Genomic DNA, 13,610 nt, shown 5'->3' on the forward strand with positions numbered 1-13,610 from the left:
TCCTGTTGCTATAGCTTGTGGCGTCGGAGCAATACCATGACTGCATAACCGAAATGCATTTTTATTGACGATTTTACGAGGTTGGGATGAAAGTACTCGAAGGCAAAGCCGCAGTGGTTACCGGGGCGGGGCGCGGTGTCGGTCGCGCGCACTGTTTGCAACTGGCCAACGCTGGTGCCGCTGTTGTTGTGAATGATGTGGATGGTGCCGAGGCTGAAAAAGTCGTTACTGAGATCGTAGAAAGAGGGGGGCGGGCAGTTGCGAATACCGATGACATCAGCAGGCTCGATGGGGCCACCGGATTGGTTAGCTGCTGTGTCGACAGTTTCGGTGCGATCGATATCATGTTGGCGAATGCGGGAGTGGTCAGGGACCGAACGTTTCTGAAAATGTCCGAGGAGGAACTGGGTCTGGTGATCGATGTTCATCTGAAAGGCACTTTTTTTTGTCTGCAACAGGCGGCTCTGAGGATGAAAGAACAGGGACAGGGCGGTTCTCTGATTACCACAGTTTCGGCAGCTCACTTTGGCAACTTCGGTCAGGCGAACTATGCGGCTGCCAAAGGCGGTATCGCCTCGCTCACCTATACCCTGGCGCTTGAGTTGGCCCGTTATGGTATCCGTGTCAATGGAATTTCGCCCCTGGCGACCACGCGCATGTCGGATACCTTCAAGGGGGAGGACGGCAAGGAGGTGGAAATGCCGTTCTTTGACCCGGAGCTTAATGGTCCCATGGTGATTTACCTGTGCAGCGTCCAGGGCAACTACATTTCCGGTCAGATATTTGGTACCGGAGGGGAGCGCATCACCCTGCTCAGTCAACCGAGCTATGGTAACGGGATCTATATGCCAGGGGGATGGAGCCTGGAGAAAATCGACCAGCATTTTCGCAGCCATTTGGGGCAACAGCTGGAGCCGATTGGTCTGATGAAAACACCGTATCCATTTTACAAGGGCATTCTGGCGCCAGAAAAATGACTGTACGGACATCAATCAAACCACGGGACTTTACGGTGTGTTTTGTCCAACTATTGCGGTGTTTTTGAGCATTGTTCGGCTCTAAACCCGTTGCTACGATGATCATCAAACCGTAAAAGAGAAGCTAGCGATGACCGATTTATTTCCGCCTGAAAAACGCAAGAAATTCACCCTGTCGAATACGCTTGATGATCAGTCGCCCATCCCATCGCGGTCGATTTCCAATGGCGAATTCACACCACTGCCGCAAACCGACCAGCAACGGGCGTTTGAGGCAAAACTGTCAGAAATCGCGGACACCAACAGCAAGAAGCTCAATATCAGTCGTCGCAACTTCCTCCGCAGCAGCAGCGGCATGGCGGCTGCGTTTCTCTCTATGAATGCCGTCTACGGTTCCCTGTTCTCCGTCAAGGAGGCCGAGGCCATTGAGCGTTCGGTTGCCGAGGAGCGTGCCAAGCGTCTTTCGTCGCAGTTTATTTTTGACGATCAGGTGCACTTTGTTCATGAAGACTTTAATACGGAATTCATGTTGGATTATGGTCGCTATGCGGCCGAGCACTGGAATCCCGCCATGCTTAACGAGCGTGGGCTGGATTTGGACCGCTATCGCTTCGACAACTTTATCAAAGAGGTTTATCTCGACAGCGACACCAAAGTGGCCCTGGTATCCAGTGCGCCGACAACGGGTCAGTTGGAAGGTTTGCTGATATCCAATGAGCAAATGGCGGAGACCCGCAAACTGGTCAACCGCTTGTCGGGAACCCAACGTATGTTGTGTCATAGCGTTATTATTCCCGGCCAGGACGGCTGGCTTGATGAAGTGGACCGCAATATCGAAGAGCTGCAGCCTAATTCCTGGAAGGGGTACACCGTCGGTAATCCTTACCACCCTCAAAACCTGCCTTATCGTCTGGATGACGAGAAGCTGATGTATCCCTTCTACGAAAAGATGGTCAAGTCCGGCATCAACACCATTTGTATACACAAGGGGCTGCTGCCGCGTAATTATCTGGAGGAGCTATCCGATCTTTGGCCCTATGCCACCGTCGACGATGTGGGCAAGGCGGCGAAGGATTGGCCTCAGATCAATTTTGTCATTTATCACGCGGCGCTACGACCTTATCTGGAGAAACCGGATATCGAAATGGCCGAGTTTGAGAAAACCGGCTACATCCGTTGGGTCACTGATTTGGCAGACATTCCCCGCAAATATGGGGTGTCCAATGTGTACGGAGAAATTGGTTCTGCCTTCGCCAATTCGGCCATAACCAACCCCCGCTTCTGTGCGGCCCTGATGGGCACTTTGATCAAGGGAATGGGAGTTGACCACGTACTCTGGGGTACCGATTCCGTCTGGTACGGCTCTCCCCAGTGGCAGATCGAAGCCCTCAGGCGCCTGGAAATTCCACAGGATATGCAGGAGCGCTTCGGTTTCGCCCCGCTGGGCCCCGAAGATGGATACGTGAAAAACGCCATTTTCGGTCTAAACGGCGCCCGGCTTTATAACTTGAACCCACAGGAGACAGCCGAGAATCTGAGTGGTGATGTGATTGCGCAGATGAAGACCGAGTACCATCGCCTGGGCGTAGGACGCAGTCTAAAAACTTACGGCTACGTGACTAACTAGTTCTAATAAACAGGCAACTTTTTTACCGTGAAACAATAGCCAACACCGGCAAAAAAATAGAAGATAGCTCAAAGAGAGGGAAGTGACGATGAAAAAAATAACCACATCTTCTGTATTGTTAAGCTGCGCCACCTCGCTGCTTAGCGCTGCGACCGTCGCAGAAAGTGACGCTCATGCATTTCAGCTGGAAGAGATAATCGTAACCGCACAAAAGCGTGAAGAGAATCTTCAGGACGTTCCCATTGCCATTACCGCAATGACCCAGGAGCAGCTGGAGATCAAGGGCATCAATGATACCAACTCCCTGGCGGATTCGGTGCCCAATCTGTTTATCAGAAACGTGGTATCCACGGACTTGTCTCTGGCCATTCGAGGCGTGACCAATAATCAGGCATCCAATGTGGGTATCGACAATACCGTTGGCACCTACATGGATGGTGTCTTCTTCACCGCCGGTGTCGGTGCCTTGTTTGAGCTGGGTGATATTGAACGTATCGAAGTGCTGCGCGGTCCTCAGGGCACCCTGTATGGCCGTAATACCACCGGTGGCGCCATCAATCTGATCAGCGCACGCCCCAGCGGTGAATTCAGCGGTAAGCTGAAGGCCGGGCTGGGCAACAAGCACCTGCAGACATACGGTGCCACCCTGAATACGCCTTATCTCGGTGAGGCCAACCAGGGGCTGGGGCAGATTGCCGCGCGCTTCAGCTTCTATTCCCGCGAAAGGGACGGATTGACCAAAAACGTTCAGCAAAACCTGAGCCCGACGGAATTGCCCATCGCGGATTTCTCGGAATTCGGTGTACAGGATCGCCTGGGGGGACATCTGGCGGTGGACTGGGAAATTCGCAACAACCTTTTGGTCACCTACGATTACATCAAATCGACTATGGATGAAAGGCCTGCATTTTTCCAGTTAATTGATCTGGTGCCGGCGGCCAATGAACCGAATTTTGCCAACTATGCCACCGAGGAATTCGAATCCAGAGGTTCAGCCAATCATCCCGTATTCTACGACGGTGATGTGGATGCACACTCTCTGACCGTCACCTGGGATATTTCCGATAATCTGACCGTCAAGACCATTACCGGGTACCGTGAAACCCAGGCCGATGAAATGCTGGATTTGGATGGCAGTGCCACCGATATCTACGCCAACCACCAGCTGACGGATGCCAATCAGTTTTCTCAGGAGCTGCAGCTGCTGGGTAACTATGAAAATTTCAAATACGTTGTCGGTGCCTACTATTTTTCTGAAAACTCCGAAATGAAACGCATGCAGCGTGTCGCCATACCTTCCTTTGGTTTGTATATTAATCGTCGCTTGGGGGGCAAAGCGGACAATCGCAATCATGCGGTGTTTGGGCAGTTGGACTGGGATGTGACTGATAAGCTCACCTTAACGCTGGGTGCCCGCCACACCAAAGAAACCAAGCAGATGGATCGGTATATTGAAGGCGGATTTACTCCCGTGCGCGAACGGTTCGGCACGCCCTTTGGATTGGTACGGGACGATATCAGTTTTAGTGATCCGGATTTTTCCCTCCAGTTCCCGGACGCGGATTACAGTAATAGTTCCTACACGGTGTCTGCGCGCTATACCATTGACGACGATTTAAACTTCTATGCCCGTTATGCCGAGGGCTTCCGCAGTGGCGGCTACGATGGCTCCACCGCCGATCCTGTGGCCGCCGGTATTACCTTTGATCCCGAGTACATTGATTCCTATGAAATCGGTGTCAAATCGAATCTTTGGGGGCGACGTCTGCAGGTAAATGCGGCCGCCTTCTATAACGATTATACCGATATTCAGCTCGGGGTTTTCGACGGTACCCTGTCTTTGACTGAGAACGGTGGCAGAGTTGATCTGTGGGGCATGGAGATCGAAGCTATCGCCATGTTGACTGAGCGCCTGCGCATGGGACTGACCTACGGTTATCTGGGATATAACATCAAGGAGTATGATCAGGGTGTTAATGGTGATGTTTCTGACGAAGCCAAGATGACCAATGCGCCTGAGGATTCTTATAATATTTCGTTCGACTATCGTTTCCCGGAGTTTGAGTTTGGGCAGTTGGACTTTTTTCTCAATTACAATTACAGCTCCGGCGCTCATGTCTTGAGTGTCACCCGACAGGGTACCGCGCCTAATTCCAAGTCCGATTCGCGCCGTGTGGTTGATGCCCGCCTGCAGTTGTCCGGCATTGAGATGGCCGGTGGTGATTTGGTGGTTTCGTTGTGGGGCAAAAACCTGGCCAATACCGAGTACTTCGATATGGTTATTGATTTTTCCAGCTATCGCAGCGGCCGTTTGGGTGAGCCCCGTACCTTTGGACTGGAAGCGAGTTACACTTTCTGAGCTTGTGTCAGGAGCAATCCTGACAGACTCCGCAAGCGAGTTGATCCCCTGGCTAAACACCAGGGGATTTTTTTGTCTGGAATATCGACGTGGATGCTTTTAGCAGGTGGTCTAAGCGAGCCTGAATAGGCAGGAAAGTGCCATAACCGGAAGTTCATAATCCTGGTTCAAGACACCATGGGCATTCGATAATGTCTGCAACGGCCGCACGAATGTAGGGCGGATTAGGCGAAGCCGTAATCCGCCGTTCCGCCGAAGGTTTAAATTGGCGGCAGCCGTGTATAAACAACCTGTTGCAGCAACATCCCAAAGTGTTAAAAACCGGGCCGCAGCCAACAAACAGCTCCAGCGGAACCGTCGGATTACGCTCCGCGAAGCGGAGCTAATCCGACCTACGCGGGAAGGAAATCCTGCCGTTTCGAATTTCCGCTCCCGGCACAACACCGCCAATACCCGAGTCCAAACCGCATACACATTTCCCTGAAAATCCTTATCAAGAAACCTCAGCCGAACCGGTTTGGGCATTTAGTGCTGATACCTCCGCCGTACGCAATAGCAACAATCCAACCGCCACCACCGGAAAAATAAACCAGGAAAACTGCAGCAGGGGAACATAACTATCGTACAGATCAAAAACATACCCACTCAATGGTGGTGGCAACATCACCATCGGGGCCATGGCCACACGCAGAATGCTGTAACCACGGGCATAGGCGCCAGGGCCAAATACCTTTACCATCAAAGAGGAGGAAGCAGGCATCAACCCACCGCTGGCCAGGCCGCAGATGACGGCACCGATCGCGACTCCCATACTTGAGGGAAACAAAAAGTAGAAGGGCCAACCCACTCCATAGGTTGCGATGATCAAAAACATGACCCGCCGCGGGCCGATTCGATCACACAAATAACCAAACAAAAACTTCCCCACCAATGCCGCGCACGAAAGACCGGAAAAAACCAGAGCCGCGCTCTGCGGAGAAAGCCCCTGTTCAGTAGCCAGAGGTACGAGCGTGGTTATCAGCAATACCGCAACCGCATTAAGGCAGCCGATAACAAACGCCAAGGTAAAAAAATTCCGACGTAAAACGATGTCCCGCCAACCGCTCTGAGCGCCGTCTTTGGATTTGGCGGCCACGTTGGCCTGCTCTCGGGAGGCAGGTTCCTGCGGGTCACCATCTACGGTTTGACCGATATCCTGCGGCCGCACTATTACCAGGCGCCAAATGGCAGGCAGCAAGGTAAGCAGAGAGAAGATGCCCAGAGACATGAGGGCCTGGCGCCAGCCATAAGATTCAATAATCCAGCTCGTTACCGGTGGCAGGAGAAAACCACCGATTGACGCCCCGGAGGCGGCAATGCCCAGGGCGATTCCCTGTCTGCGGTTAAACCAGTTAATTATCAGCGAGGAGTTGGGCATGACTCCGAGCATAACCGCCCCGGAGCCGACAAAAATGCCCATTATGATTGCGATATGCCACAGTTGGGTTGCCAGTGATAACAAACACATACCCAGGGACATACTCAAGGCTCCCAGCATCATCACAACACGGGTATGGCCTCGATCGATAAAACCACCCACCAGCGGCGACAGTAGGGTGGAGAAGACAAAAACGATGGGTGGGCCCATGCCAATGGTGGTTCGGGAGGCTGAGAACTCGGTGCTTACCGGTTCGATAAACAGACTGAACAGATAGATGGAATAGGTGATGGCAATCATCTGGCAGAACAGCGCCAGGCCAATAATTTTGTTGCCGTGAAATTTCCTGTGATGAGTGGTGGCTGTGGTGGTAGTCATATTATGAATTCTCAGGAGTTGGCTCGGGGCTGGTGATGCCCGCAAGCAGAATCTGCAGAGCCTGCTTTTTCAGGATTTTGCCACTGGCGTTTTTTGCAAATTCCTCAGTACGGAAGACGACGTAACGGGGCACTTTAAATCTTGCCAGATTCGCTTCGACGAAGGTCTGAATATCGGTGCCGCTTAACTTGGCGTTTTTGGCAGGGCGTACAAGCACTCCCAGTTCCTCCCCCATTTTTTCATCGGGTACCGGCACTGCGGCCACTTCCTCCACTGCGGGATGACTGGCAATCAGAGTTTCGACTTCGATCGAGTAGATATTTTCTCCGCCCCTGATCACCATGTCCTTGGCTCGATCGCAGACAACCAGGTAGCCCTCTTTGTCCAGATAACCGATATCGCCGGTCTTAAACCAGCCTTGGTAGAAATCGCTGGCGTTGGCCTCCGGTCGATTCCAGTACGCGCTGATATTGGTTGGGCTCTTGATCCATATTTCACCCTGCTCACCGGTTGGACAAGATTTGCCTGTCTCGTCGCTGATGCGCAATTGCACCACCGGGTGGGGCAGGCCAGAAGTGTGGGGTTTGTTTTTGATGCCCTCGCCTGCGACGCCGGTGCCAATGCCGTTTGATTCCGTCATACCCCATGCGGCACTTGGCAGTGAGTTGGCGACATTACGATCGATCAGGGAGATCAGACGGGGAGGTGATGCCGCGCCACCGCCGCTGATACTGAACAGGCTGCTGCTGTCGATTGCACTGAACTGTGGGGATTCCAAAAGTTGCTGCACGACAGAAGGTGGCGCATTCAGCAGTGTGACTCTCTCGCTTTCGATGTGACGGCATGCTTGCTCAATGTCCCACTTATAAAGCATAACCACTTTACGCCCGCTGCGAATTCCCGCCAAAAGATGCGCGTGTAATCCGCTGACATGAAACAGCGGGGCTGACAACAGCGAACAGCTCGGATATCCCTTGGCGCTCATGGCCTTGACTGCGCTCGGATTAAGCATGGCTGATAAAGCGCCGGAGACCTCAAAGCTGTATATCGCCTGACACAGTGCAAAATGGGTGGATACTGCGCCCTTTGGAGCGCCGGTTGTGCCCGAGGTGTACATGATCATGGCAATATCGTTGCCAGAGATGTCAGTTTGTGGGGGAGCACTGGGCAGCTTGTCGGCTAGAAACGTTTCCAGCGAGCGGCTGTGTCGGGGTAGCTGGTCAGAGTTGGGGCGTACGACGACAGCTTCAATACCCAGTTGTGGTAAAGCATCCTCAATGTATTCCAGCCGCTGCGGGTCACAAAAAACAACCCTGGCACCGGCATCGTTCAGGCCCTGGGTCAGTTCTCGGGTGCGTCCCCAACTGTTAAGTGGCACCGCGACTGCACCGATTTGCACAATGGCGATAAAGACCGTCATCCATTCCGGCAGGTTGCGCATGGCAATGGCAACCCGGTCCCCCTTGCGTACCCCCAGGGTGTCCGCAAGACCTTGACTGATGGCATCGGCCTGCTGAAAAACCTGATTGTAGCTCCAGCGCTCACCTTCATAAACTACGCAGTCCCGTTCAGCGTACGTCCGTCCGGGCTGTAGCAATTCATTCACGGTTTTGGGGGCGTTGGCGTATACCGGCATCTGGTGACCGTTGACGCTGGCCTGTGTCAGGGCAAAAGGGCCTGATGTTGTCAGACGCTCAACCGCCTGTTGATATCTGGTGGTGTAGTCATCGTTCATTGTTTCACTAATCCTCCGACCGATTTACGGATTTATGAGGAGTACCAGTGTCGACAAACCTGAAGCGCATGGAAATGGAAAAAGACACCAAAATCCTATGACAAAAGGTGCCGGTCTGAATACTAGTGACTCGATTCTCCGCCAAGCAGGTAACGATTTCGATAAACCCCCGGTGACAGTCCTGTCCACTTTTTAAAGGAACGACTGAATGCACTGGGGTCGTCAAAGCCCATCAACAGGGCGCTGGCATTGATGGTCAGGTCAGGGCGGCTCAGGTATTCGATCGCGGCCTCCCGGCGTACCCGGTCTTTGATTTGTTGGTAGGTGGTGCCTTCTTTCTTCAGCTTGCGCCGCAGACTGGTGGCGGAGGTGTGCAACAGGTCGGTGATTGTCTCCAGACTGGGAATTTCGCGAGTGAAATCATTGCCGATGATAAACCGTATCTTGGAGGCTACAGTATCGGAGTCATCCCGGGGCATGGTCATCAGCTGATAGGGCACGGTTTCCAGAAACTTCTCCAGCGAATCCTCTGTCTGCACAATAGGGTGATCCAGGTACCGGCGGTCAAACCTGATGGCGTTTTCCTCGCAGTTGAATTCAAGATCACACTCAAAGAGCTTAAAGTACTTGGCAAGGCTGTAGTTGGGGCAGCCACGAAAGTTGACGGATGCCAGTTCAATGTATTGGCCGCTCATCCAGGCCCAAAACCGGCACAGCAACGACATATAGTGCACGATTTTAAACGGCAACGAAGGTTCTGCGGTTTCGACGTGAAATCGCAGCAATGCCTGATCGCCGCTTTCCTGCATTGAGAATCGCCACTCGGTTCTGGCGTAGAGGTCGTAAAAGCTGACTGCGCGGTTGATAGCATCGCGCAGGTCCTTGCTGTGAATGATGCTCAGGCACATCATGCGAAAACCGCTGGTGGGGTCCTGCTCGCTGCCGGGCAGGCCAAACAGATGTCCCTGGGATATCAGCGCGGCCCGCTGTAGCAGTTTGCAGTAAAGCAACGCCGGAAACTCAGTCTCTTCTGCACTTTCCGGCGCCAGTGGGTTATAGGGAAAACACAGGGTTGTTGCCAGGGCGTCGACGTCGTGGCCTTTATTCCTGACGGAGTTCAGTACAAGTTTGACTCGATCCACGGGTACGGTTTGATTGAACATAACATCAGCTCCCCTCAAAAAACGAGTTTTCCATCAGGGCGATAAACACATCCACGGATTTTTCCAGCGAAGCACCGGGAATGCCCTGATAGGCGATGGACATTCCCATAATACCGCCCAGGAACGTCGAAATCAGATTGCCGGTTTCCAGTTCGTGGGAGATTTCCCCACGAGCCTTGGCGGCATCGAACATTCGTTGCAACGCCAGATTGAAGCGGCTGGAGCGATTGGCAAAGTAGGTGGCCAGCTCTTCGTGGCGCCGGGTTTCAATCGCGGCCGTCGCCATAAACATGGTGATATCGGGGTTGTTGCTGTGAAGCTCCATGGTCACTCGTAACAGCCCACGCAACTGCTCACGCAGGGTTTGACTGTTGCCGATAGCAATTTCAAACTTGGGAATCAAGTCCACATAGATACTGTCGAAGATGGCGCCGTAAATAGGTACCTTGGATTCAAAATATTTATAGAGCGTCGGCGTGGTCACACCGATATCTTCAGCAATATCTTTCAAACGCGTGGCGGCAAAACCCTTATTGGAAAAGAGCTTGAGTGAACTGGCGAGAATCTTCTCCAGTGTCTGCTCACGGGAGCTGCCCGAGGGGCGCCCGATTTTCCTTGGTTTTGCGGTTTTATTCATCAAAAGGCCGTTTCGCGAGTCATTGGTCTGAATGCCATTCTAGTAAGGTAGACCCAAACCGATAAAAAGTAAATAAAGATTTACTTACTTTATGGCCGGCGTTGCTCAAGTAGGAGTTTATATGTTCACCGCGTGGTTCCTTCAGACGCCGTCTCTGTCACCGGTGGCTAGTATAAGTTATTGATAATTAGCGAAAATATTACTTATGTTCAAAATATCGAACACGAACAGCTCTCCACTTTTGATGAATGAAATTGACCATCGTAAACGGTGGTTTTCGTTCTTCTGTGGCTGTGGGGCAGCTTATAAGATGAGGCCCATCGTTATTTGTCGGAGACAATCATGAGCCATGACCCCTATATCCTGATCACCGCGGACAGCCATGCCGGTGCCAGTATTGAGCAATATCGAGAGTATCTGGATCCAAAGTATCGCCCTTTGTTTGACGATTGGCGTGGTAGCTACAAAAACCCTTCTCGCGACCACGTCGGTATTAAGAAAAACAAGAACTGGGACGGTGAATTGCGCAATGCAGAGCAGAACGGCCAGGGCGTTGTAGGTGAAGTGATTTATCCGAACACAGTACCGCCGTTTTATCGCAGCAGTTTGGTCACGTCACAACCCCCCAAGCCCGAAGAGTACGAATACTGTCTGCAGGGAATACGCGCACATAACCGCTGGTTGAAGGACTTTTGCGACGAGGATCCCGATCGTCGTGCCGGTGTGGGATTGATCTTGCCCAATGACATTGACGAGGCGATCAAAGATGTAGAGTGGATTGCCAAGGCCGGTTTGCGCGGTGGCGTTTTGTTACCTCTGATCCCTGAAGACTGCACCTGGCTGCGACCTCTCTACGATCCCTGTTGGGAGCCGCTGTTTGCCGCCATTCAGGACTGCGACCTGGTGATGAACCAGCACTCGGGTCAGGGCACGCCGGATTACGGAGATGGTACCGTGGCCAAGGCGGTGTGGTTGTCGGAGGTGGGTTACTTCGGCAAGCGTGGCTACAGCCATTTGCTGCTCAGCGGCGTTTTTGAACGCTATCCGAAACTCAAATACATTCTTACTGAGTCTGGCTGTTCCTGGGCGCCCAGTGTGTTGTCGCTATTGGACAAGATACACTATGGCGCCAAGGCCGGTTCCCTGGGTGAAGTGGAATTGGCAAAAACCGACTGGGTGCTTAGCGAGCCACCAAGCTATTATGCTCAGCGCAATTGCTTTTACGGCGCCAGCTTCCCCAGTATCGAAGAGCTGCAGGGCAGCGACAATGTCACTGTCGACCAAATCTGTTGGGGCAACGACTATCCGCACTATGAAGGGACCTACCCCTATAACCTGGAGTCTTTGCAGCTGACTTTTGGCGAAGTTCCCGAACGCGAACGCCGCATGATCTTTGCGGAAAACGCGGCGCGGCTCTACAAGTTTGATCTGGAAAAACTTAAGCCACTGGCACAGAAGTACGGCCCCACCGCCGACATGATCGAAACTCCGCTGGAGCAAATTCCGGAAGATTCGGGCTGTTACCTGTTCGTCAATGCACGTGAGTCACAATACGCCTAGGTCGGAAAAATCGCATTTTATCCTTTTCGTGTATTGAAAAAGTCAGGAAGATTTTTTCAATACCTTAAAGAGCACAACAAGGAGGAAACATGAGCCAGTGCCCCTATCACAATCTGTTGGACCCGGATCTGTACCAACAGGGTAATCATCACGACATCATGCTTGAAGTACGCAAGCAGGGCGGTGCTGTTGTCAAAATTGATGATCCCATCACCGGTGTACCTTATTGGGCGATACAGGGTCGGGACGAGGTCGACTATATCTGCAAAAACCCGCAGCTGTTTTCCAGCGAGATCGGTTCGATAGCCCCTATGGAGTTGGACGAAGAGCAGCTCGCCAAGCAGCGCTTGATGATCGTCAGCATGGATCCCCCCAGGCACAGTCGCTACCGTCGGATTGCCCGCAATGCGTTTACACCCTCGGCAGTACAGGACTACGAACAGAAATTTCGTCGCTACGCCAAAGAGATCGTCGATCGTGTGGCAGCGAGGGGGCACTGTGAATTTGTGGAGGAGGTTGCAGCAGAGCTGCCGCTGATCGCAATATTGGAGTTATGCGGTGTGCCGCCGGAAGACAGAAAGCAGTTCTTCCATTGGACCAACGCCATGATGTTCTCCCAGGATGACAGCATGAGTGAAGGGGAGGATAACCTGAAAGCGGCCCAGGATGCCGGCGCCAATGTATACCTGTATGCGCTGGAACTGGCGAAGAAACATAGGCAACGACCGGTTAACAACATTGTCGGTACCTTGCTGGACGGAAAAGTGGATGAGGAATCACTGACGGAAGAGGAGTTTTGTGCGTTTTTCCTGATGTTGATTATCGCTGGCAACGAGAGTACTCGCTCGGTGATTTCACACGGCATGCGGCTGCTGATGGAACACCCGCAACAACTGCAGATGTTAGTGGAAGACCCCAGTCTGATTGCTGATGCCTGTGAAGAAATGTTGCGTTACAACGCGGCGTTTGTGGCCATGCGCCGTGTCGCCACCGAGGATGTGGAGCTGGCCGGCCACACCATTGCCAAGGGCGATAAGGTGATTTTGTTTTGGCACGGCGTTAACCGCGATGAGCGTGTGTTCGACGATCCGATGACCTTTGATATTACCCGCGGTCAAAGGATGCCCGGACTCTACAAAGAGCACCGCGCATTTGGGATCGGCCAACATTTTTGTCTCGGGTCGCACCTGGCGCGTATGGAAATGAAGGTGATGCTCGAAGAAATCGTACCGAGATTGCGCAACCCCAAATTCGCGGGGCCGGTGGAATACGTCAGAGACTATTTCGTCAACGCCATCAAGGCCATGCCCATCGAGTTTGACCCGGAGACTCGGAAAGAGGGTGGAACGGCCGTCGACTATCTGATCGCCAAGGACGCCATTCGTGACCTTGCGGCGGACTACTGCCACGCGGTGGCCGTTGGTGATCTGGACGCCCTGTTAGGACTGTTCTCAGAAAGCGCCCGTCTCGATGTCAAGGTCGAGAGTAGTGACAGGCAGTTTGGCGAAGTTTCCGGCAAGCAAGCCATGCGCGAATTTTACAAAGATATGGTAGCCATGGCCCCCAAACCCTATATCCACAACCACAGCATTACGGTAAACGGCGACCACGCAACCGGCAAATGTTCGGTTGAAATTCGTGGTTTGCCCGAAGCCTATACCAACCCCAAGGGCGGCTACTACGAAGACGAATATGTCCGCGAAGGGACAGAATGGAAGTTTGTCAGCCGCGTTTACCACCCTTACTGACTCTGACAC

9 protein-coding genes are annotated in these 13,610 nt (G+C 52.8%); 5 read left to right on the top strand and 4 right to left on the bottom strand.

The window, feature by feature from the left end; translation table 11 throughout:
• Positions 1-86 precede the first annotated feature (86 nt).
• The 3 genes from HBA55_RS05020 to HBA55_RS05030 all read left to right on the top strand — a co-directional run bounded on the left by HBA55_RS05020 (position 87) and on the right by HBA55_RS05030 (position 4,963).
• Positions 87-977, top strand: coding sequence for an SDR family NAD(P)-dependent oxidoreductase (locus tag HBA55_RS05020; RefSeq protein ID WP_166987953.1), 891 nt, complete (start codon positions 87-89; stop codon positions 975-977).
• A gap of 130 nt (positions 978-1,107) precedes the next feature.
• Positions 1,108-2,604 carry an amidohydrolase family protein gene (locus HBA55_RS05025; protein ID WP_166987956.1) on the top strand — a complete coding sequence of 499 codons (1,497 nt, stop codon included), beginning with the start codon at positions 1,108-1,110 and terminating at the stop codon, positions 2,602-2,604.
• Positions 2,605-2,692: 88 nt separating this feature from the next.
• Entirely contained in the window at positions 2,693-4,963 is a 2,271-nt protein-coding gene (locus HBA55_RS05030) for a TonB-dependent receptor (protein WP_166987960.1), read from the top strand.
• A gap of 493 nt (positions 4,964-5,456) precedes the next feature.
• Here HBA55_RS05030 and HBA55_RS05035 read toward each other — a convergent pair whose 3' ends face one another.
• The 4 genes from HBA55_RS05035 to HBA55_RS05050 all read right to left on the bottom strand — a co-directional run bounded on the left by HBA55_RS05035 (position 5,457) and on the right by HBA55_RS05050 (position 10,293).
• The gene (locus HBA55_RS05035; protein WP_166987963.1) at positions 5,457-6,758 is read right to left on the bottom strand and encodes an MFS transporter; all 1,302 of its coding nucleotides are present in this window, start codon (positions 6,756-6,758) and stop codon (positions 5,457-5,459) included.
• A 1-nt stretch (position 6,759) separates the two neighbouring features.
• Positions 6,760-8,493, bottom strand: coding sequence for a class I adenylate-forming enzyme family protein (locus HBA55_RS05040; RefSeq protein ID WP_166987966.1), 1,734 nt, complete (start codon positions 8,491-8,493; stop codon positions 6,760-6,762).
• Between the two features lie 122 nt (positions 8,494-8,615).
• The gene (locus tag HBA55_RS05045) at positions 8,616-9,656 is read right to left on the bottom strand and encodes an AraC family transcriptional regulator (RefSeq protein WP_166987969.1); all 1,041 of its coding nucleotides are present in this window, start codon (positions 9,654-9,656) and stop codon (positions 8,616-8,618) included.
• A 4-nt stretch (positions 9,657-9,660) separates the two neighbouring features.
• Entirely contained in the window at positions 9,661-10,293 is a 633-nt protein-coding gene (locus tag HBA55_RS05050) for a TetR/AcrR family transcriptional regulator (RefSeq protein WP_166987972.1), read from the bottom strand.
• Between the two features lie 342 nt (positions 10,294-10,635).
• Between HBA55_RS05050 and HBA55_RS05055 the strand changes: the two genes are divergently transcribed.
• Entirely contained in the window at positions 10,636-11,853 is a 1,218-nt protein-coding gene (locus tag HBA55_RS05055; protein ID WP_166987975.1) for an amidohydrolase family protein, read from the top strand.
• Positions 11,854-11,942: 89 nt separating this feature from the next.
• On the top strand, positions 11,943-13,601 hold the full coding sequence (locus HBA55_RS05060; RefSeq protein WP_166987977.1) for a cytochrome P450: 1,659 nt from the start codon (positions 11,943-11,945) through the stop codon (positions 13,599-13,601).
• Positions 13,602-13,610: the final 9 nt, after the last annotated feature.

Source organism: Pseudomaricurvus alkylphenolicus, from assembly GCF_011683955.1.
Lineage (GTDB): Bacteria > Pseudomonadota > Gammaproteobacteria > Pseudomonadales > Cellvibrionaceae > Pseudomaricurvus > Pseudomaricurvus alkylphenolicus.